Raw genomic sequence first — 20,522 nt, forward strand, 5'->3', positions numbered from 1 at the left:
CATTCCTGGAAGCCCGACTCAACCGACTGGAAGGACACCCGCCATGGCGCGTCAAACCGTTCGACCCGATCTGCGCTACTCCGAGGAGCACGAGTGGATCGACTCCTCCTCCCCCGCCCGCGTGGGGATCACCGCCGTGGCCGCCGATGCACTGGGCGAGGTGGTCTTCGCCGAGCTGCCCGAGGCGGGCAGTCAGGTCAGCGCGGGGCAGGCCTGCGGCGAGCTGGAGTCGACCAAGGCCGTCTCGGACCTCTACTCCCCGGTGAACGGCACCGTCGTCGCCGTCAACGAGGCCCTGGAGGAGGACCCCTCCGTCATCAACACCGACCCCTACGGGGCCGGCTGGCTGTTCACCGTCGAGGTCAGCGGCGAGGGCGAGCTGCTCAGCGCCGAGGACTACGCCGAGCGCTTCGACGCCGAGGTCCTGGCCGACTGAGGCGGCTCGCGCAGCTCGCCGGGCCCGCCCGTGCTTCGCAGAATCGTCTGCAGTTCGCAGGGATTGTCAGCAGTTCGGACCCCTGGGAGACCACTATTGTGCAGACATCCCCTGCAATCCGCAGACATGCCCGCGTTCTGCGCACACACCCCACGCCGCCTCCCCATCGGGGCCGGCCTGGAGATGTGCCACCGACCTCCGCTGCACATCTTCAGACCCGTCCAAGCCGTCCCCGGCCAGCGCAACCGCGGAATCACGCGGATCCACCAGCCGGACCATCCTTGAAGATGTGCAGCACAGACCGGGCGGCCAACCAGCGCCCGCCACCAGCACCGCCGCTCAGGCGCCCTTACGGCGCTCGGCGATCCTGGCGTCATTCTGGGCCGCCTGGGCGAAGGCCGCCCCCGGCCGGGCCACCGATCCGAAGGACGCCAGGTCACGGCGGAAGACGACCGCGGCGAACCAGTCCATCATGATGCGCACCTTGCGGTTGACCGTGGGCATCGCATAGACGTGGTAGCCCCGATGAGCGGTCCAGGCGGTGAATCCGCGCAGGTTGCGGCCCATGATCCGGGCCACGCCCTTGCCGATGCCCAAGGAGGCCACCGTGCCCAGGTTCTCATGGGCGTAGGCGGTCAGCGCGGGCTCCTGGTCATCGGGGGCCGTCAGGGTGGCCACGAGGTTGTCGGCCAGGAGCCGGGCCTGGCGCACCGCGTGCTGGGCGGTGGGGGCGCAGGTGGCGCCCTCCTGGTCGCTGGTGATGTCGGGCACGGCGGCGCAGTCACCGGCCGCCCAGGCCCCGGGGATCACGACGCCGTCGCGCGCGATCTGCAGGGTGGGCAGGGTGGTCACGCGCCCGCGGGCCTCGATGGGCAGGTCGGAGTCGGCCAGGACCGGTGCGGCCTTGACGCCGGCGGTCCACACGATGGTGTCGGCCTCGAACTCGCTGCCGTCGGACAGCACCACGTGGCCGTTCTCGCAGGAGTTGAGGAAGGTGTTGAGGCGCACGTCGATGTCGCGCTCGCGCAGCTGCTCCAGGCCATAGCCGGAGAGCTCCTCGGTCAGCTCGGGCAGGATGCGGCGCGAGCCCTCCACCAGGATGAAGCGCACATCCTCCTGCTCCACCGAGTCGATGGAGGCCACGAAGGCCCGGGCCATGTCCTCCAGCTCGGCGATGGCTTCCACGCCCGCGAAGCCCCCGCCGACGAAGACGAAGGTCAGCAGGCGCCGACGGCGCTCCTCATCCCAGGTGGAGGCGGCGTCCTCGATGCGGGAGAGCACGCGGTTGCGCAGGGCCAGGGCCTCCTCGACCTGCTTGAAGCCCAGGGCCTGCTCGGCCAGGCCCGGGATGGGCAGGGTGCGGGCCTCAGCGCCCAGGGCCACCACCAGGTGGTCGTAGCCGATGGTGTAGGGCTCGGGGGCCTCATGAGTCGACTCGGGCATCGGCGGGGTGATGGTGATGCGCCGCGAGGCGTGATCGATGCCGGTGACCGATCCGGTGAGGATCGTGCAGCCGTCCAGGGAGCGGCGGTGGGCGGCGATGATGTGCCGGGGCTGGATGGAGCCGGCCGCCACCTCGGGCAGGAAGGGCTGGTAGGTCATGTAGGGGCGCGGGTCGATGACGGCGATCTCGATCTGGTCGGTGCCCAGTCGCGCGCGCAGGGCGCGGGCGGTGCAGAAGCCGACGTAGCCGCCGCCGGCGATGACCACGCGCGGGGGACGGTGGCCGCCCTCCCGGGTGGGAAGGTGGCTGACGGCGGGGCGGGCGGGGCGGTTGGCCAGGGCGAGGGCGGCACCGGCGGTCAGCAGTCCGGCGGCCGACAGCACGAGGGCGGTACGACGACTCATGCGCACAATCTAAGGGCACCCTTAGTGATTGCCACAGCCGCGCCCTGGGTCCCCAGTCATGGTTCGCGTCACACCGCCGTCGGAGCGCCGCGCACACCGGGCCCGACGGCGCCCAGTGGTGCCCCGGATCGCCCACCGCCGCCCGGCAGCACCCAACCGCGCCCGGTGGCGCTCGCCTCCCCGGTCAGGCGCACCGGCTCAGCGCCCGCCCACCGACTCCGCCCAGCTCTCGACGGCCAGGGCAGCGGCGCCCCGGGCCCACTCATCGAACTCGAAGGGGCGCAGCCTCACAGGGGCCGGGTGGGACATCCAGTGCCGCAGCCGTGAGACCTCCTCGTCGAAGGCCTCGCGGTGGGCCTCGACCACGCCGACGGCCTCCCCCGAGACCACGGTCAGCTCGGGCTCGACGAAGGCGATGAGGGTGCCGACCAGGACCCCCGCCGCGCGGGCGGCCCGCCTCAGAATGCCCTGGACCTCGCGGTCCTCTCTCAGCGGGGGGCTCAGGGCCTCCTCCAGGCCGACCTCGCGCCCCAGGGCCGATGCCAGGGCGGCGCAGATGCCGTGGGTCGAGGCCAGGGCCCGGGCGCATCCGGAGTGCCCCATCTCGCAGCTCGGACCCTCGGCGGCCACGGGCAGATGCCCGACCGAGCCCGCGGCCCCCCGGGCCCCTGAGACCACCTGGCCGCCGACCACGATGCCGCAGCCGATGCCCGCCCCCAGGGTGACCAGGGCGAAGGGGTCCTTGTCCCGCCCCGCCCCGAACCAGGCCTCGGCATAGGCGAAGGCGCGCACATCATTGGCCACGGTGCAGGGGATCCCCGTGGCGGCCTCGACCCCGGCGGCCAGGGGGACCTCGCGCCATCCCAGGAAGGCGGCGCGGTTGACGGTGCTGCGGTCCACCACCGAGCCGCCCAGGGAGATGCCGATGGCCTCGGGGGGTGCGGGGCGCTGCGAGGCCAGGCGGGTGACGGCCGAGGCGATGAGGGCCACGACACTGGCCGCGTCGGTGTCCTCCAGGGGCAGGACGTCCTGGGCCAGGACCGTGCCCAGGGGGTCGGTCAGGACCGCGTAGAGCCGGTCAGCGGTGAGCTTGATGCCCAGGAAGGTGGCGCTTGCGGGGGCCAGCGCCAGCAGCATGGTGGGCCGTCCGGGCCCGTTGCGGACCCGGGCGGGGTGCTCCTCGACCAGGCCCGCCTCGAGCAGGGGGCGCACCGTGCGGGTCGTCGTCGGCGGGGACAGACCCAGGCGCTCCCCCAGATCGGCCCGGCTCATCGGGCCGTGTGCGACCAGGGCCAGCAGTGCCCGGGAGCCCAGGCCCCGGGTGCGCCCGGGCACGGGCCGGGCGCCCCGCGTCCCCACCGGGGTCGGTGATGCCGACGGCACTGCGACCGGCGAGCCCTGTGACAACCCTGCGGGCACCGCTTCTCCCTCCTCATGCGCTGGTGGCCCCGCCCCACGCCGGCCAGCGGCCGCGGCGGATGAGCGGGAGCGGCACGGCGGCGCAGCCGTGCCCTGCGATCCTCCGAATAGTACGGGTCTTGCGCCACGCGGATCCATCAGTTATTTTCACTTGACAAGAAATGACGGCCCGCCCTGCCGTTCCCTGGAAGGACAACGATGACCATCCATCTGCGCCATGCAGGCACCTCCCTGGTGCTCGACCTGCTGCCCGACCGCCTCCCCGTGGTGCGCCACTGGGGCCCGGACCTGGGCCCCGTCCCCGAGGAGGACCTCGCCGACCTCCAGCGGGCCGGCGCCAGCTCGGCCGGCCGCAACGCCCACTGGCTCACCAACGACCTGCCGATCCTGCCCCTGGCCCACCTGGGATGGAGCGCCCGGCCCTCGGTGCTGCTCTCGCGCGCCGACTCCTCGGCCTTCTCCCCCCACCCCGAGGCCGTCGAGCATGAGAGCACCACCGAGCAGGGCCCGGCGGGCACCACTCACATCCTGCGCTCCAGCGGACGGGATGCCGGCAACCTGCTGACCCTGGGAACCGAGCTGCGCCTGGAGCCCAGCGGCCTGGTGCGCCTGCGCGCCTGGGTGCGCGACGACCGCCCCGAGGGCGGCCCGCACGGAGCGGGCACCGGCGCGGACTCGGACCTTCTCATCGGCGAGATCACACCGGTCATGCCCCTGCCCCAGGAGGCCCAGGAGGTGGTCGACATGAGCGGTCACCACTGCCTGGAGCGCACGCTCCAGCGCACCCAGCTGACCCCCGGCACCAGGCTGCGCGAGTCCTGGGAGGGCAGGCCCGGGCACGACGCCGCCACGTGGATGGCCGCAGGCACCACGGGCTTCGGGTGGCGCAGCGGGCGCGTCCACGGCGTCCACCTGGCCTGGTCGGGCAATGGCAGGTACCTGGCCCTCCACACCGCCTCGGGCCGCAAGCTCCTGGGGGCCGGCGAGCTGCTCCTGCCCGGGGAGGTCCGCCTGGGCCCCGGCCAGACCTACACCACCCCCTGGGCGGTCTTCTCCTGGGGCGAGGGGCTCGACGCCCTGGCCCACCGCAGCCACGCCTGGCTGCGGTCCCTGCCCTCCCACCCCTCCCGCCCGCGCCCGGTGCTGCTCAACACCTGGGAGGCGGTCTACTTCGACCACGACCTGGACAAGCTCAAGGCCCTGGCCGACGCCGCCGCCCAGGTGGGCATCGAGCGCTACGTGCTCGACGACGGCTGGTTCGGCTCCCGGCGCGATGACACCTCCGGCCTGGGCGACTGGCAGGTCTCCCCCGAGGCCTGGCCCCAGGGCCTGGAGCCCCTGGTGGAGCACGTGCACTCCCTGGGCATGGAGTTCGGCCTGTGGTTCGAGCCGGAGATGATCAACCTCGACTCCGACCTGGCGCGCGCCCACCCCGACTGGGTGCTGTCCGACGCCTCGGGCGGCGCCCCCGAGCACCGCAACCAGCGGGTCCTGGACCTGTGCGCCCCCGGGGCCTGGGACTACCTCTACGAGTCGATCTCCTCCCTGGTCGAGCGCCTGGGCATCGACTACATCAAGTGGGACCACAACTCCCCCCTGCTGGCCACCGGCCATGCCGCCGCCGAGCCGACCTGCGGGCGGCAGGGGGCGGGCGCCGTCCACGACCAGACCCTGGCGCTCTACCGGCTCCTGGACGCACTGCATGAGCGCTTCCCGGAGCTGGAGATCGAGTCCTGCGCGGGCGGCGGGGGGCGCATCGACCTGGGCATCCTAGAGCGCACCCAGCGCGTATGGGCCTCGGACTGCATCGATGCCCACGACCGCCAGGACATCCAGCGCGGCACCAGCCTGCTGCTGCCCCCCGAGCTGGTGGGCACCCATGTGGGGGCCGGGCGCGCCCACACCACGCTGCGCGAGCTGGACCTGGACTTCCGCGCTGGCACGGCCATCTGGGGCCACATGGGGGTGGAGTGGGACCTGACCCGGGCCGACACCGCCTCCCGCGAGCGCCTGGCCGGCATCATCGCCCTGCACAAGGAGCTGCGGCCCCTGCTGCACCAGGGGGATGTCGTCCATGCCGACCTGCCCGAGGACGAGGTGCTGCGGATCGAGGGCGTCGTCGCCCAGGACGGGTCCCAGGCGCTGTTCCAGATCGCCTGCCTGGGCCAGCTGCCCACCTGGCCCACCAGCGCTCGGCCCCTGCCGGGGCTGGACCCGCGGCGCCGCTACCGCGTGCGCCTGGCGGCCCCCGCCTACCCCGAGCTGGCGCTGCGGGCGCCGTGGATGGAGGGCGAGGGGGTGGTCCTGCCGGGCTCCTACCTGTCGACCACCGGGCTGGCCCTGCCGGTCCTGCACCCCGACCACCTCATCCTGCTGCGCCTGAGTGCCGTAGACTGAGCCGTGCCGCACTGCCCGCCCGCGCCCGAGATGCTCGCCTCCCCAACCCGTCTCCGCCTGGTCACTATCGTTTTGGAGACCCAATGTCAACGTCCTCATCCTTGACTGCGCCCAGCGCCGGTCGGCGCCCCCGCACCGACACGGCGCTGGGCCTGGCCTTCATCCTGCCCGCGGCGATCGGCCTCATCGCCTTCTACATCTGGCCGCTGCTGCGCGGCCTGTACCTGTCCGTCACCGAGTACAACCTGCTGACCCCGGAGGTCTTCACCGGGACCGCCAACTATGAGCGCATGTTCCGCGATGCGATCTTCTGGAACGCGGTGAAGGTGACCGTGCAGTACGTGGTCATCAACATCGGCATCCAGACGATCCTGGCCCTGGCCATCGCCGTGCTCATGCAGCGCCTGACCCAGTCGACGCTGGTGCGCTCGATCGTGCTGACCCCCTACCTGGTCTCCAATGTGGTGGTGGCGATGCTGTGGCTGTGGATCCTGGACAACACCCTGGGCATTACCAATGAGCTCATCGAGGCGCTCACCGGTGAGAGCGTCAACTTCTTGTCCTCCACACTGGCCATCCCCACCATCGCCCTGATCAATGTGTGGCGGCACGTGGGCTACACGGCCCTGCTCATCTTCGCCGGGCTCCAGGCGATCCCAGGCACCGTCTACGAGGCGGGCAAGGTCGATGGGGCCAGCGAGTGGACGATGTTCTGGCGCATCACCGTCCCCCTGCTGCGCCCGATCCTGGCACTGGTGCTCATCATGACGATGATCGGCTCCTTCCAGGTCTTCGACACGGTCTCGGTGACCACCCAGGGCGGACCGGTCAACGCCACCCGGGTCCTGCAGTTCTACATCTACGACATGGCCTTCGGCCGCTTCCAGTTCGGCTACGCCTCCGCCATGGCGGTGGGGCTGCTGGTGATCCTGGCCCTCATCACCGCCCTGCAGTACCGGCTGACCCGCGCCGGCCAGACCGACCTGGACTGAGAGGAGACGGCCATGACCTCCGCATCACGCGCCACCATCACGCCCACCCGCACCACCCCGGCCTCCGGGGCGAGCGCCGCACCCGGGGTCCGCAGGCTCAACGTCGGCCGCATCCTGGCCTGGGCTGCGATGATCCTCATCATCGTGGTCACCGTCCTGCCCTTCTACTGGGTGCTGCGCACGGCACTGTCGTCCAACGCGGGCCTGGCCTCCAACCCCACCTCCCTGCTGCCGGTCGACGCCAACCTGCGCGGCTTCCAGCGGGTCTTCGGCATGCAGAGCCCCGAGGAGGCCATCGCCGACGGCGGCTCGGGGGCCTCCTTGAACTTCTGGATCTACCTGCGCAACTCCGTCATCGTCTCCACCCTGGTGACCGCGGGCCAGGTCTTCTTCTCGGCCATGGCGGCCTATTCCTTCGCGCGCCTGCGCTGGCCGGGGCGCGATGCCATCTTCGGCGTCTTCCTGGCGGCCCTCATGGTGCCCACGATCTTCACCCTGCTGCCCAACTTCGTGCTGGTCAAGGAGCTGGGCCTGGTGGACTCCCTGCTGGGGGTGGCGCTGCCCACCATGTTCATGACGCCCTTCGCGGTGTTCTTCCTGCGCCAGTTCTTCATGAACGTCCCCCGCGAGCTGGAGGAGGCGGCGCTGCTCGACGGCGCCTCGAAGATCCGGGTCTTCTTCCAGCTCATCTTGCCCATGGCCAAGGCCCCGATCTCCACCCTGGCGGTCCTGACCTACATCACGGCCTGGAACGACTACTTCTGGCCCCTGCTGGTCTCCTACACCGACTCCTCCCGGGTCCTGACGGTGGCCCTGGCGGTCTTCAAGTCCCAGGCGCCCCAGACCGGTCCGGACTGGTCGGGCCTCATGGCGGCCACGCTCGTGGCCGCTCTGCCCATGCTGCTGCTGTTCATGGCGGCGGCCAGGCGCATTGTCAACTCCATCGGTTTCACCGGGATCAAGTGAGGAGCAGCCCCATGACCCCCGCACTGTTCAACCACTCCCGGCCGGCCCGCCCCGTCCTGCCCGCGAGGGCCTCCGGCACCCCGGGATCCGGCCCCGGCTCGGCACCGGGCGCCGGTGCTAGTGGCCTGCGCGGCCCGCTCCTGACCCGCCGGGGCACCCTGGGCGCCCTGGCGGCCTCGGCGGCGGCACTGACCCTGGGCGCCTGCGCGCCGCGATCCTCCCAAGGGCGGGCCGACACCATCGACTACTGGCTGTGGGACGCCAGTCAGCTTCCCGCCTACCAGGCCTGCGCGGATGCCTTCCGGGAGGAGAGCGGCATCACCGTGCGCATCACCCAGATCGGCTGGGACGACTACTGGACCAAGCTGACCGCAGGCTTCGTGGCCGGGACCGGGCCGGATGTCTTCACCAATCACATCGCCAAGTTCGCCCAGTTCGTGGACCTGGAGGTGCTGGTGCCCCTCGATGAGCAGGACGCCTGGGCCGACGTCGACCAGTCCGCCTTCCAGCCGGGCCTGATCGACCTGTGGAAGGGCGAGGACGGGCGCCAGTACGGATGCCCCAAGGACTGGGACACCGAGGCGGTGTTCTACAACAAGGACATGGTGGCCCAGGCCGGGCTGAGCGAGCAGGACCTGGCCACCTGGGAGTGGAACCCCCAGGACGGGGGTACCTTCGAGAGGATCCTGGCGCGCCTGAGCGTGGACCGCAATGGCGTGCGCGGCGATGAGCCGGGATTCGATGCGGCGCATGTGGCCACCTACGGCCTGGGCATCCAGAGCGCGGGGGCCGGTGATGGGCAGACCCAGTGGAGTCCCTTCACCGGCTCTGTGGGCGAATGGCGCTACACGGATCAGGAGACCTGGGGCACCCGCTACCGCTACGACGACCCCGACTTCCAGCGCACCCTGGACTGGTACTTCGGACTGGTGGACAAGGGCTTCCTGTGCCCCAACGGTGCCTTCTCCGATGCCACGAGCACCGACGTCCAGCTCGGCTCGGGGGCCGTGGCCATGGCCATCAACGGCTCGTGGATGTTCAACACCTTCGCGGGCCTGGAGGTCAATGTCGGCGTCGCGGCCAATCCCCGGGGCCCCAACGGCACCAGTCAGTCCCTGTTCAACGGGCTGGGCGACTCCATCGTCAAGCAGTCCACGAAGATCGAGGCGGCCTCGAAGTGGGTGGCCTTCCTGGGCACTGCGAGGGCACAGGACATCGTGGCCTCCCACGGGATCGTCTTCCCGGCGATCTCCTCCTCCAGCGACAAGGCCATTGAGGTCTTCGCCAGGACGGGGCTTCCCACTGAGCCCTTCACCCGGCATGTGGAGGACGGGACGACCTTCTTCTTCCCACTGACCTACTTCGGCGCTGACGTCACGGCGATCATGACGCCCGCCGTCGAGGCGCTGTGGGCGGACCGGGTCCCGGCCTCGACGCTCACCCGGTACAACGAGCAGGTCAATCTGCTCTTCGAGACCTCCACCCACGATTAGGCGCGCAGCCCCGCGCTTTTCCCCTTCTGGACGCGGATTCGCCCTGTCCAGCACGGTGATTCTGCGTCCAGGGAGGCCGATCCGCGCCCGCTGCGAGCCGGGGCCCACTATCGGGCTCGCAATCGACGACGGCGGTGGGCACCCTCAAACCAGCGGTGGTGCCACCGCGGTGGCATAAGGGCATGAAGCTCAGTGCCAGTCTGCCCGATCGCGACGTGGAGATCAGTAACGCCTATGCGCGCTCAGCCGGCCTGCCCTCACGCTCGGCCGTCATCCATCACGCCGTCAACCGGCTGCACGACGCCGACCTGGAGCAGGCCTGCACCGTATCGATGCGGCCCTCAGGCTCCATCTCCAGCTCTGAGCGGGGCCTTCTTCAGCGCAGGCCCAGGATCTCGCCGGTGGCCGTATCGACGTCGATGCGCTCGGCAGCCGGATGGGCGGGAAGACCGGGCATGGTGGACAGGCTCCCGCAGATCGCGTAGATGTAGCCGGCGCCGGCGGCCAGGCGCACCTCGCGCACGGGCAGGCGCCAGCCGGTGGGCGCGCCCTTGAGGCCGGGCTCGGCCGACAGCGACAGGGGCGTCTTGGCCACGAGCACGGGCAGGCCCCCGAAGCCGTCTGCCTCATAGGCATCCAGAAGCCGGGCGGCGGCCGGGGTGAAGTCCACGCCGTCGGCGCCGTACATGGCGGCGATGGACCCGATCTTGGTGCGCAGGTCGTCCTGCGGCCGGTACAGGGGCTGGAGCACGGTGGGGGCGTCGGCGGCCTCCTGGCAGGCCTCGACGACGGCGCGGGCCAGCTCGGTGCAGCCGGCCCCGCCCCGGTCCACCGGGTGGCAGGCGGCCACCCGAGCCCCGGCCCGGAGGGCGATGGCCTCGATCTCGGCGATCTCACTGGCGTGGTCGGTGGGGAAGACGTTGATGGCCACCACGGGGCTCAGGCCCAGGCCGCGCACGATCCCCAGGTGCTTGAGCAGGTTGTCCGCCCCCTCGCGCACCTCCTGGGGGCTCTCGTCGAGCATGCCCTCGGGCAGGTCCTTGCCCGGGGCCAGGCGGTGGCGGCCGCTGTGGGCCTTGAGGGCCCGGACGCTAACCACCAGGACGGCGGCGCGGGGCCGCATGCCCGAGACGGCGCACTTGAGGTCGACGAAGCGCTCCAGGCCCATGTCGGCCCCGAAGCCGGCCTCGGTGAGCACGTAGCCGCCCCGGCGCATCCCGTGGGCGGCCAGGCGGTCGGCGATGACCGAGGAGCAGCCGGTGGCGATATTGCCGAAGGGCCCGGTGTGGAGCAGGACGGGGATGCCCTCGGCGGTGCGCACGAGGTTGGGCTCCAGGGCCTCGCGCAGGATCGCGCACATGGCGCCGGCCGCGCCCAGGTCCTCGGCGCTCACCCAGTCTCCCCGGCGGTCGCGGCCGATGACGATGCGCCCCAGGCGCTGGCGCAGGTCGGCCAGGTCCGTGGCCAGGGACAGGATGACCATGACCTCGCTGGCCGGGGTGATGTCGAAGGAGGCCTGGCGGGTCACGCCGTCGGCCTTGGCACCCAGGCCGGTGACGATGTGCCGCAGGGCGCGGTCGTTGACGTCCAGGACGCGGGGCCAGGTGATCGAGCGCTCCTCGATGCCCAGGGCGTTGCCGTGGTGGAGGTGGTTGTCGATGATGGCCGACAGGAGGTTGTGGGCGGCGGTGACGGCGTGGAAGTCGCCGGTCAGATGCAGGCCCACCCGGTCCGCGGGCAGGAGCCGGGCCCGACCGGACCCGCCGGCCCCGCCCTTGATGCCGAAGGTGGGCCCCATGGCGCCCTGGCGCAGGGTGAGCACGGCCTGCTCGCCGATGGCGGCCAGTCCCTGGGCCAGCCCGATGGCGGTGGTGGTCTTGCCCTCGCCGAAGGGCGTGGGGGTGATAGCGGTGACCACGACGTAGTTCGCCCCCTCCGCGGCGCCGTCCCCCGCCCGGCCCTCACCGGCGCCCGTGAGGGCGCCCAGGTCGATCTTGGCCACGTCGCGCCCGTGGGGGATGACGTGCTGCGCGGCGATGCCGGCCCGGGCCGCCAGGCCGGTGAGGAGATCGCCGTCATCGGGGGTCGCGCTGCTGTCAGGGGCGGAGTCGCTCATGGCCTCAAGCCTAGGGGCGCGTGACGGCCTTGGCGCGGCCGGAGCGGCTCCACCCGCTCAATCCTGCCCGGCCAGGGCCTGCTCGACGGCGCGCAGGGAGGCCTCCTGGCCGTAGCCCTTGCGGCCCAGCATCGCCAGGAGGCGCCGGCGCCGCGCCTGAAGGGGCACTGCGTGCATGGAGGCGAGCCTCTTGCGGGCCAGGGCCAGGGCGGCTGCGGATTCGTCCTGGGATCCGATCTGCTCCAGGGCCGAGGCGATGGCCTCCTCCCCCAGGCCCTTGCAGCGCAGCTCCTCGGCGATGGCGCGCCGCGCGGCGCCCTTCTCGGCGAAGCGGGTGCGGGCCAGCCGGGAGGCGTAGGCGGCGTCGTCGATAAGGCCGGCCTCCTCAAGGCGGTCGAGGACCTCCGCGGCGATGGCGGGGTCCACCTCCTTGCGCTCCAGGAGCTGGGCCAGGGCGGCCCGGGGGGCCGCGGAGCGGTCGAGGCGGCGCAGGACGATCTCCCGCGCTTCCTCGACCGCCCGGGCATGAGCGTCAGGGACGAGCCAGGGCATCAGAACCCACCGGCGTCCTCACCGAAGATCGAGTCGGCCTCCGCAGCGGCATCCTTGGCCGCCTTGCCCGCGGAGTCCTTGGCGGCCTTGGAGGTCTTGCGCCCCCGCGCCCGGGCCGTCTTGACGGCGCCCGCGGCCGCCGCATCGGCGCTCGGGGTGGCCGCTGCGGCCACAGCGGCCTCCGCGGCGGCCGCCTCCGCCTCCTCCTTGGCCCTGCGGCCGGGCTCGCCGATGCCCAGGGCGGCCAGGATCTTCTCCTCGATCTCCCCGGCCAGCTGCGGGTTGTCCTTGAGGAAGGTGCGCGCGTTCTCCTTGCCCTGGCCCAGCTGGTCCTCCCCGTAGGTGAACCAGGCGCCGGACTTGCGCACCACGCCGTTGTCCACCCCAAGGTCCAGCAGGCTGCCCTCGCGGGAGATGCCCTGGCCGTAGAGGATGTCGAACTCGGCCTGCTTGAAGGGCGGGGCCATCTTGTTCTTGACGATCTTGACCCGGGTGCGGTTGCCCACGGGCTGGTCACCGTCCTTGAGGGTGGCGGTGCGCCGCACATCCAGGCGGACCGAGGAGTAGAACTTCAGGGCCTTGCCGCCCGTGGTCGTCTCCGGGTTGCCGAAGAAGACGCCGATCTTCTCGCGCAGCTGGTTGATGAAGATCGCCGTGGTGCCGGTGGAGGACAGGGCGCCGGTGATCTTGCGCAGCGCCTGGCTCATCAGCCGCGCCTGGAGGCCGACGTGGGAGTCCCCCATCTCCCCCTCGATCTCGGCCTTGGGCACCAGGGCCGCCACGGAGTCGATGACGATGATGTCCAGGCCGCCGGAGCGGATGAGCATGTCGGTGATCTCCAGGGCCTGCTCCCCGGTGTCGGGCTGGGAGACCAGGAGGTTGTCGATATCCACCCCCAGGGCCTTGGCGTAGACCGGGTCCAGGGCGTGCTCGGCGTCGATGAAGGCCGCGTTGCCCCCGGCCCGCTGGGCGCTGGCCACGGCGTGGAGCGCCACGGTGGTCTTGCCGGAGGACTCCGGCCCATAGACCTCGATGATGCGCCCGCGCGGGAGCCCGCCGATGCCCAGGGCCACGTCCAGGGCGACCGAGCCGGTGGGGATGACGGCGACCGGAGGGCGGGTGTCGTCCCCCAGGCGCATGACAGAGCCCTTGCCGAAGCTCTTGTCGATCTGTGCGAGGGCGGTGGCCAGGGCCTGGGACCGGTCCTGGGTCTGGGATGCTGCGGGCATTGCTCTACCTCCGGTTCGGGCGGCTCTCAGCCGCGGTGGGCATGGCTGGTCGTGGAGCAGACCCCCTCTCCGGGGCTCTGGGACGACGGTAGGCCCGACCACTGACACATTCGCGCGCACCCGGACCGCCCTGTGGAGGAGGGGTGCAGCGCCGCCGTCCGGGAGGAACAGTACCCGAACACCTGTTCGATGACCGCATCATCGCCGCCCGGCGCGTCAGATGAGCCCGGTCACGCCCCGTGCGGGCGCAGGAGACGGCCGGCATCACCGGCCCGCCCTCCTACCAGACGCGACCGCCACGACCCACCGCCCCTGGCGCGCTAGCCCCTGGCGCGGCGCTCGCCGTCACGGCGGATGACCCAGCGCTCAGCCTCCGAGAGCTCGGTCTCCTCGCACAGGGCGCTCCACACCCGCCGGGGGGCGATGCCCGCCTCAAGGGCCTGGGCGCCGGTGGATCCCAGCGCCCCCAGGACGAGGTCCTGCACCAGGGACCTGCCGTGGGCGGGGCCGAAGACCTCGTCCACGGCCTGCCAGAACTCCGAGTGCTTCACCGCACCTGCCTCCCCTGTGAGCCGTGAGCGCTCTTCATGCCGTCCGTGCCGGCCATGCCGGAGCACGGCGATCCGGTGAGCCGGAGATGACAGCATCCCCGGCACGTCGGGGACGACCGGGGATGCATGGTGATGTGGCGGTGGCCCGCCGGGCCTCAGCGCAGGGCGATGCCCTGCTGGCGGATGAGCTCGTCGGGGACCGTGTCCGGGATCGCCACGCCCTCGTTGAGGGCGATCCGATCCGAGACCTCGCGCAGGACCATCGACAGCGGCGCGTCGAGGGCCTGGCAGATGGAGGCCAGCAACTCGGAGGAGGCCTCCTTCTGCCCGCGCTCGACCTCGGAGAGGTATCCGAGGGAGACGCGCGCCTGGGAGGAGACCTCTCGGAGCGTGCGCCCCTGGTGCTGGCGGACGCTGCGCAGGACTTCGCCGATCTCTCGGCGCAGGAGAACGTTCTCGTGCTTGGTGGTGTCCACGGTGGCACCATACCCTGCGGCAGGCGCCTGACGCACTGGCATCCTGTTGATCGGACGGGTGGTGCGGGGGTGAGTCGCGTTGTTCATCGTCTGGCACAACCATTCACGTCGTGGATTCATTCCCGCCATTGGAGACCGCCCCCAACGGCGCTGAAGCGATCCTCAACGACAACCCTGAAAGGAACCTTGAAGCCTCCTAGGTTCGCGCCCAGTCCTCATTGAGCCCCCGGCGGGCCCCGGCCCCTCCCCCGCCCGCGGCGGTCATGTGCCGATCCCGCACACCCCCCGGCGGCTCAGGCAGGTGTGTCAAGAATCTCAGCCAGGAGGCTCAGGGCGGCCTCGGCGGCAGCGATGCGGACCTCATCGCGCCCACCGGGCAGGAGGAGCTCGCGGTGCCCCCGCGCCCAGGGGGCGCAGGCAGCGATGTGGACCGTGCCCGCCCGGTGCCCGTCGGCGGGGCCGGGGCCCGCGACGCCAGTGGTGGACACGGCCGCCTCGGCGCCCATGAGGCGGGCGGCCCCGGCGGCCATCTGCTGGGCCACGAGCGCATCGACCGGGCCGGTGCGCTGCAGGTGGGCGGCGTCGACGCCGAGGACCTCGGCCTTGATGCGGGTGGCATAGGCGACGACGGCCCCCACGAGGACGGCGGAGGAGCCGGGCACCTCCACCAGGCTGGAGGCCACCATCCCACCGGTGAGGGACTCGGCCACGGCCAGGGTCGTGCCCCGGCGGCGGGCCAGGCCCAGGACGCGCTCGGCCGGTGCGCGCAATGGGGAGGCGAGGACCTGCGGACGGTTCACGGCGCCTCCCAGTGGCGGGACAGCATCGTTCAAGGGCATGCAGCGGCCATGTCGGTGGCCGCTCAGCGGCCGTTGCCGCGCGCCAGGCGCAGCGCCTCGCGGACATAGTCCAGGCCCGTGACCACAGTGACGATCAGGGCGGCGGCGATGATGAGGTAGGCGCCCCATACGAGCACCTGCGCCAGGCCTGCGGGCAGGATGAGGCCCCAGGGGGTGAGCAGGCCCACGAGGCCCGCCATCTGCAGGGCGGTCTTGAGCTTGCCCCCGCGCGAGGCGGCCATGACGGCGCGGCGCAGCATGAAGAAGCGCAGCACTGTGATCCCCAGCTCGCGCACGATGATGATGATGGTCACCCACCACCACAGGAGCCCGTTGATGCTGAGCAGCAGGAAGGCGGACAGTGTCAGGGCCTTGTCGGCGATCGGGTCGGTGATCTTGCCGAAGTCGGTGACCAGGTTGCGCGAGCGCGCCAGCTGCCCGTCGAGCCGGTCGGTCAGGGCCGCACCGCCGAAGACCACCACCGCGGCCAGGCGCATGAGGCTGCCGGGCTGGAGCATGAGCCACACGAAGACGGGCACGAGGAGGAGCCGCAGCACGGTCAGCGCGTTGGCGATGTTCAGCACTGGCGCATGCTGCTTCTCCTCGGGCCCGCCAGGGACAGTTGTGGCATTCATCAGTCACGATGGTAGTCGCTCCACTGCCGCTTGGGGCGCAGGAGCGGGACGAGCCGGGAGCCTCCCCGGGCGCCCATCGCTGGAGGGGGCCTCGCCTTCACCGGTTACTCAGGTCACAGCCCTACCCTGAGGGTGTGTCCTCCTCCACATCGTCAGGCCAGCCCAGTTCCGACAATCCTCACCAGGCCGACGGCGCGCCACCCACCGCCGCGCCGGTGCTCGCGGGCCAGTCGAGCCGGGGCCGGCGCCTGTCCTCGGCGACCGCAGTGCCTCACCGGAGGCGCTGGCGCCGCGCGGCGGCGGCCACCGCGGCCCTGGCGGTCATCGCCCTGACGGCCTGGGCCGTGACCGATCACCTCCACACGGGCCGCCCCGGGGGATCGGATACCAGCCTGCACTCGCCCCTGGCTCAGAGGGCCACGACGCCGGCGCTTGCGGAGGTGTCCTTCTCGGTCGGCTACGCCGGGGATGTGCTCATGCACATGCCGGTGCTGGAGTCCACCCCGCAGGGCTCGGGGGACATCTCCTCCCTCGTGGCGGCCCAGACCCCCTGGGTGGAGGGCGTGGATCTGGCCCTGTGCGGGCTGGAGGTCCCCGTGGCGCCCGATGGCATGTACTCGGGCTACCCCTCCTTCGGCATGCCCGGGCAGGTGGTCACCTCCCTGGCCGGCGCGGGCTGGGACGGCTGCGCGACGGCGTCGAACCACAGCGTGGACCGGGGCCAGGAGGGCGTGGAGGCAACGCTCGATGCCCTGGAGGCCAACGGCATGGGGCATGCGGGCACCTTCCGCTCCGCCGAGGACGCCGGGACCCCGTTCCAGCTCTACGACATCGAGCGCGGGGGCAGGACCATCACGATCGCCCAGATCGCCACCACCCATGACCTCAACGGCTATGAGGATCCCACGGGCTCCTCGGTGGGGATCAATGATGCCGAGGCGGTCAAGCAGGCGGCGATCCGGGCGCGGGCGGCGGGGGCGGATCTGGTGGTCGCCCACGCCCAGGTGGGGCCGGAGTACGACTCGACCCCGCATCCCGACCAGATCCACTACGCCCAGGCGCTGGCCAACACCGCGCAGATCGATGCGGTCTTCGGCGCCCACCCGCATGTCCCCCAGCCCTCAGTCAAGCTGGAGGGCGGTGTGGAGGGCCGGGGCATGTGGGTGTCCTACTCGGCGGGCAACTACATCTCCAACCAGGATGAGGAGGCCGCGGGGCTGCTCAGCGACGTCGGGCTCTTCGTGTGGATCGATGTCACGGCCCATTCCGATGGGACGGTCACGGTCGATGGCCTGAACTGGCGGCCCTTCACCATGGATACCGCGGCCGGCCATCTGGTGCGAGACCTGGCTGCGCTCCATGAGGGCCAGCGGCCCGAGGGGCTGCAGATCAGCGAGGAGGAGATCGAGCGCCGCTGGAGCGCGCTCATGGGGTTCATGGATCCAGCCACGATGGCCCAGGCCCCGGCAACCCCGTCGGGCCCGGTGCCCGTGGTCCTCACCGAGGAGCAGATCCGCTCCAGGGCCGCCCAGGCGTCCGCGTCCCCGGAGCCGAGCGCCCCGGCGGAGGAAGCGGGCTGATCAGGGGCCCGCTGCGCCGCAACCATCCCCCGGCACGTGCTGCCACACCCACGCCACCCGCTGGCGAGGGGCTACCAGGAGGGGCCGCGGCCGGTGAGGGACCAGGCGTCCTGGGAGTCCTCCTCGGCCGACTCATCCTCCCAGGGCTCGGACTCCGGCAGGCCGGGGTCCTGGGCCAGGGGGTCGGCCTCGTACCTGTTGGAGGGAAGGGAGACGGTGCGCGGCACCCCCGCGGCGCCGTCGGCGTCGGCCGCCGGGCCCTCCTCCCCCGTGAGCCCCTCGACCATCGCGGCCTCATCCTCAACCCGGTCCGGAGCGCCCGAGGGCGCGGCGCCCTCGCCCTTGATCCAGGCCAGGGTCTCCTCCAGCTGCTCGGGCTGGACCAGGACGTCACGGGCCTTGGAGCCCTCCGAGGGGCCCACCACCTCCCGGGACTCCAGGAGGTCCATGAGGCGCCCCGCCTTGGCGAAGCCCACCCGCAGCTTGCGCTGGAGCATCGAGGTCGAGCCGAACTGGCTGGAGATGATGAGCTCGGCGGCCTGCAGCAGCAGGTCCATGTCGTCGCCGATCTCCTCATCGATCTGCTTCTTGACCTCCGGGACCACCACGTCCTCGCGGTACTCGGGGGTCAACTGTGCCTTGACGTGCTCGACCACAGAGCGGATCTCGGTCTCGGTGACCCACGAGCCCTGGATGCGCACCGGCGTCGAGGCGCCCGGCCCCAGGTAGAGGGCGTCGCCCTGGCCGGTGAGGGTCTCGGCCCCGTTCTGGTCCAGGATGACGCGCGAGTCCAGCTGGGAGGCGGTGGCGAAGGCCAGGCGCGAGGGCACATTGGACTTGATGAGCCCGGTGACCACCTGGGCCACGGGCCGCTGGGTGGCCAGGACCAGGTGGATGCCCGCGGCACGGGCCAGCTGGGTGATGCGCTGGATGGAGGCCTCGACGTCCTTGGGCGCGGTCATCATGAGGTCGGCGAGCTCGTCGACGACGACCAGCAGGTAGGGGTAGGTGCTGATCTCCCGCTGGGAGCCGGGCAGGGGCTGGACCTCCCCGGCGCGCACCGCCTTGTTGAAGTCGTCGATGTGCTTGTAGCCGAAGGAGGCCAGGTCGTCGTAGCGGGCATCCATCTCCCGCACCACCCACTCCAGGGCCTCGGCGGCCTTCTTCGGGGAGGTGATGATGGGGGTGATGAGATGGGGAATGCCCTCGTAGATGGTCAGCTCCACGCGCTTGGGGTCCACCAGCACCATGCGCACCTCCTCGGGCGTGGCGCGCATCATGATGGAGGTGATCATGGAGTTGACGAAGGAGGACTTCCCCGAACCGGTCTGGCCGGCCACCAGGAGGTGGGGGGTCTTGGCCAGGTTGGTGACCACGTAGTCGCCCTCGACGTTCTTGCCCAGGCCCACCACCAGGGGGTGGGCCTGCTTCTTGGCCGCCTGGGAGCGCAGGACGTCGCCGAGCTTGACCATCTCGCGGTCGGAGTTGGGGATCTCGATGCCGATGGCGCTCTTGCCGGGGATGGGGGTCAGCAGGCGGATCTCGTCGGAGGCCACCGCGTAGGCGATGTTCTTCTCCAGGCCGGTGATGCGCGAGACGTTGACGCCGCGCCCGCGGGCCACCTCGTAGCGGGTGACCTGGGGCCCGCGGGTGTAGCCGGTGACGGTGGCATCGACGTTGAACTCGGCGAAAACGTTCTGGAGGGCCTCGACGACGGCGTCATTGGCGGGCGTGCGCGTGGAGTGGGCGGGCCCGGGGCCCAGCAGCTCGTCCTCGGGCAGGGTATAGGTCGAGCCGTCGGGCAGGGACATGTCGCTCAGGGCGATCTGGTCGGCGAAATCCGCCTCCTGCGGGCCGTCCTGGTCGACCTGCGGGGTCTCGGCCGTGATGGCGTCGAAGTCGCTGCCCCCGGCCGGCTCGATGGGCCCGGGCGACCCGGCGGGAGCCTCGGGGGTGCGGGCGCTGCGGGGCCCGGTGCGGCGCGGCTGGCGCGGGCGCGCCGCAGCGCCGACGGCGGGGCCGGCCGCCTCCTGCCCCAGATCGGGCAGGGGGTCCTCGCCCCACTGCGAGGGATCGGCGTCGGGCAGCAGTGAGGTGGTCTCGTCACTGGCCAGGTCGAGGGCGGGGTCCAGCGGGAGCTGGTCGCGCTGGGACGAGCGCTTGCGCCGCCCACTGCCCCGGGGCCGGGCGGGCTTGTCCTCGGTCTCCAGGGCGGAGCGGAAGGCCTCGTCGCCGTCGTAGGAGTCCAGCACGGTGGTGCGCTGGGCCTCGGGCCCGGCCCCGCGGCTGCCGCGCATCCGCCCCAGGGCTCGCTGGGCCAGGGAGTCCTGGCCGCCCTCCCCCGCCATCTCGGCGCGCCGCTGGGAGACCCGCTCGCGCAGCTCGGCGATGGTCAGCCCGGAGAGCACCAGGGCGGAGAAGGCCAGCAGGAGCAGGAAGAGGATGAAGGCGCCGACGGCGGAGAACAGGGAGGCCAGGGGGTAGCCCACGAGCCAGCCCATCAGGCCCCCGGCATCCTCCAGGCCCTCGATGCCGTCGGTGAGGCGGGGGTTGCCCGAGCCGACCTGGATCATGCCGGTGACTGCGGCCAGGATGCCCAGGCAGCCCACGGCCACGCGGGCGTGCACCGCCCCCAGGCTGTGCACGCGCAGCATGGCCACGCCCAGTGCCCCCAGGAGCAGGGGCACCACGATGCCCAGGACCCCGACGGGGCCGGCGGCGATGTGGTGCAGGACGCCCCCGGCGGCGCCGGAGATCCCGAACCACTCGCGCAGGCCCAGCATCCCGGCCAGGCCGATGAGGGCGAAGGCCCAGGCGGTGCGGCGGTAGCGGGATCCGGGCAGCCCCTGGGTGGCGGTGGGCGCCCCTGAGGAGCCGCGGGCGCCCTGCGCCCGGCCCCGGGACGGCCCCGCGGAGGGGGAGTGACTTCGCGTGTGACGACGATTGGCCATGATGACCTGAAACTATCGGATTCTGCCCCGCCCGGGGCCTGC

The 20,522-nt window shown here is 71.9% G+C and carries 16 protein-coding genes; 6 read left to right on the forward strand and 10 right to left on the reverse strand.

Annotated features, from left to right (window positions below):
• Positions 1 to 43 precede the first annotated feature (43 nt).
• Positions 44 to 436, forward strand: a complete 393-nt coding sequence (gcvH, locus tag J5X07_RS05620; protein ID WP_124933415.1) for a glycine cleavage system protein GcvH — start codon at positions 44 to 46, stop codon at positions 434 to 436.
• Between the two features lie 339 nt (positions 437 to 775).
• On the opposite strand, the gene J5X07_RS05625 is transcribed toward gcvH, so the two are convergent.
• Both J5X07_RS05625 and J5X07_RS05630 read right to left on the reverse strand, forming a co-directional pair.
• Complete coding sequence (locus J5X07_RS05625) at positions 776 to 2,284, reverse strand: NAD(P)/FAD-dependent oxidoreductase (RefSeq protein WP_208478937.1); 1,509 nt, start codon at positions 2,282 to 2,284, stop codon at positions 776 to 778.
• A 198-nt stretch (positions 2,285 to 2,482) separates the two neighbouring features.
• On the reverse strand, positions 2,483 to 3,643 hold the full coding sequence (locus J5X07_RS05630; protein ID WP_280527795.1) for an ROK family protein: 1,161 nt from the start codon (positions 3,641 to 3,643) through the stop codon (positions 2,483 to 2,485).
• 258 nt (positions 3,644 to 3,901) lie between these two features.
• On the opposite strand from J5X07_RS05630, the gene J5X07_RS05635 reads away from it, so the two are divergent.
• The 4 genes from J5X07_RS05635 (at position 3,902) to J5X07_RS05650 (ending at position 9,551) form a co-directional block, all read left to right on the forward strand.
• Positions 3,902 to 6,100, forward strand: coding sequence for an alpha-galactosidase (locus J5X07_RS05635; RefSeq protein ID WP_208478939.1), 2,199 nt, complete (start codon positions 3,902 to 3,904; stop codon positions 6,098 to 6,100).
• An 83-nt stretch (positions 6,101 to 6,183) separates the two neighbouring features.
• A complete protein-coding gene (locus J5X07_RS05640) occupies positions 6,184 to 7,092 on the forward strand; it encodes a carbohydrate ABC transporter permease (protein WP_208478940.1) in 909 nt (302 codons plus the stop codon).
• Between the two features lie 12 nt (positions 7,093 to 7,104).
• Positions 7,105 to 8,058: a carbohydrate ABC transporter permease gene (locus J5X07_RS05645; RefSeq protein WP_208478941.1), complete on the forward strand. Its 954-nt coding sequence runs from the start codon at positions 7,105 to 7,107 to the stop codon at positions 8,056 to 8,058.
• Positions 8,059 to 8,069: 11 nt separating this feature from the next.
• Positions 8,070 to 9,551 carry an ABC transporter substrate-binding protein gene (locus J5X07_RS05650; protein WP_208478942.1) on the forward strand — a complete coding sequence of 494 codons (1,482 nt, stop codon included), beginning with the start codon at positions 8,070 to 8,072 and terminating at the stop codon, positions 9,549 to 9,551.
• 376 nt (positions 9,552 to 9,927) lie between these two features.
• Here the strand turns inward: J5X07_RS05650 and J5X07_RS05655 are convergent, their stop codons facing one another.
• The 7 genes from J5X07_RS05655 to pgsA form a co-directional block, all read right to left on the reverse strand.
• Positions 9,928 to 11,667, reverse strand: coding sequence for a formate--tetrahydrofolate ligase (locus J5X07_RS05655; protein WP_208478943.1), 1,740 nt, complete (start codon positions 11,665 to 11,667; stop codon positions 9,928 to 9,930).
• Between the two features lie 57 nt (positions 11,668 to 11,724).
• Complete coding sequence (locus tag J5X07_RS05660; RefSeq protein WP_208478944.1) at positions 11,725 to 12,219, reverse strand: regulatory protein RecX; 495 nt, start codon at positions 12,217 to 12,219, stop codon at positions 11,725 to 11,727.
• The gene (gene recA / locus J5X07_RS05665) at positions 12,219 to 13,448 is read right to left on the reverse strand and encodes a recombinase RecA (protein ID WP_124933424.1); all 1,230 of its coding nucleotides are present in this window, start codon (positions 13,446 to 13,448) and stop codon (positions 12,219 to 12,221) included. The genes J5X07_RS05660 and recA overlap by 1 nt, the downstream gene beginning before the upstream one ends.
• 320 nt (positions 13,449 to 13,768) lie before the next feature.
• Positions 13,769 to 13,999, reverse strand: coding sequence for a DUF3046 domain-containing protein (locus J5X07_RS05670; protein WP_341769415.1), 231 nt, complete (start codon positions 13,997 to 13,999; stop codon positions 13,769 to 13,771).
• 155 nt (positions 14,000 to 14,154) lie between these two features.
• Positions 14,155 to 14,562 carry a helix-turn-helix domain-containing protein gene (locus J5X07_RS05675; RefSeq protein WP_179899411.1) on the reverse strand — a complete coding sequence of 136 codons (408 nt, stop codon included), beginning with the start codon at positions 14,560 to 14,562 and terminating at the stop codon, positions 14,155 to 14,157.
• Positions 14,563 to 14,768: 206 nt separating this feature from the next.
• Positions 14,769 to 15,275: a CinA family protein gene (locus J5X07_RS05680; RefSeq protein ID WP_341769416.1), complete on the reverse strand. Its 507-nt coding sequence runs from the start codon at positions 15,273 to 15,275 to the stop codon at positions 14,769 to 14,771.
• A gap of 62 nt (positions 15,276 to 15,337) precedes the next feature.
• Positions 15,338 to 15,949, reverse strand: coding sequence for a CDP-diacylglycerol--glycerol-3-phosphate 3-phosphatidyltransferase (gene pgsA / locus J5X07_RS05685; RefSeq protein WP_124933428.1), 612 nt, complete (start codon positions 15,947 to 15,949; stop codon positions 15,338 to 15,340).
• A gap of 134 nt (positions 15,950 to 16,083) precedes the next feature.
• Between pgsA and J5X07_RS05690 the strand changes: the two genes are divergently transcribed.
• Positions 16,084 to 17,529 carry a CapA family protein gene (locus J5X07_RS05690; protein WP_341769417.1) on the forward strand — a complete coding sequence of 482 codons (1,446 nt, stop codon included), beginning with the start codon at positions 16,084 to 16,086 and terminating at the stop codon, positions 17,527 to 17,529.
• 71 nt (positions 17,530 to 17,600) lie between these two features.
• Here the strand turns inward: J5X07_RS05690 and J5X07_RS05695 are convergent, their stop codons facing one another.
• A complete protein-coding gene (locus J5X07_RS05695; protein WP_208478948.1) occupies positions 17,601 to 20,480 on the reverse strand; it encodes a DNA translocase FtsK in 2,880 nt (959 codons plus the stop codon).
• Positions 20,481 to 20,522 lie beyond the last annotated feature (42 nt).

It is taken from the genome of Actinomyces bowdenii (assembly GCF_017592395.1).
Classification (GTDB): Bacteria; Actinomycetota; Actinomycetes; order Actinomycetales; family Actinomycetaceae; genus Actinomyces; species Actinomyces bowdenii.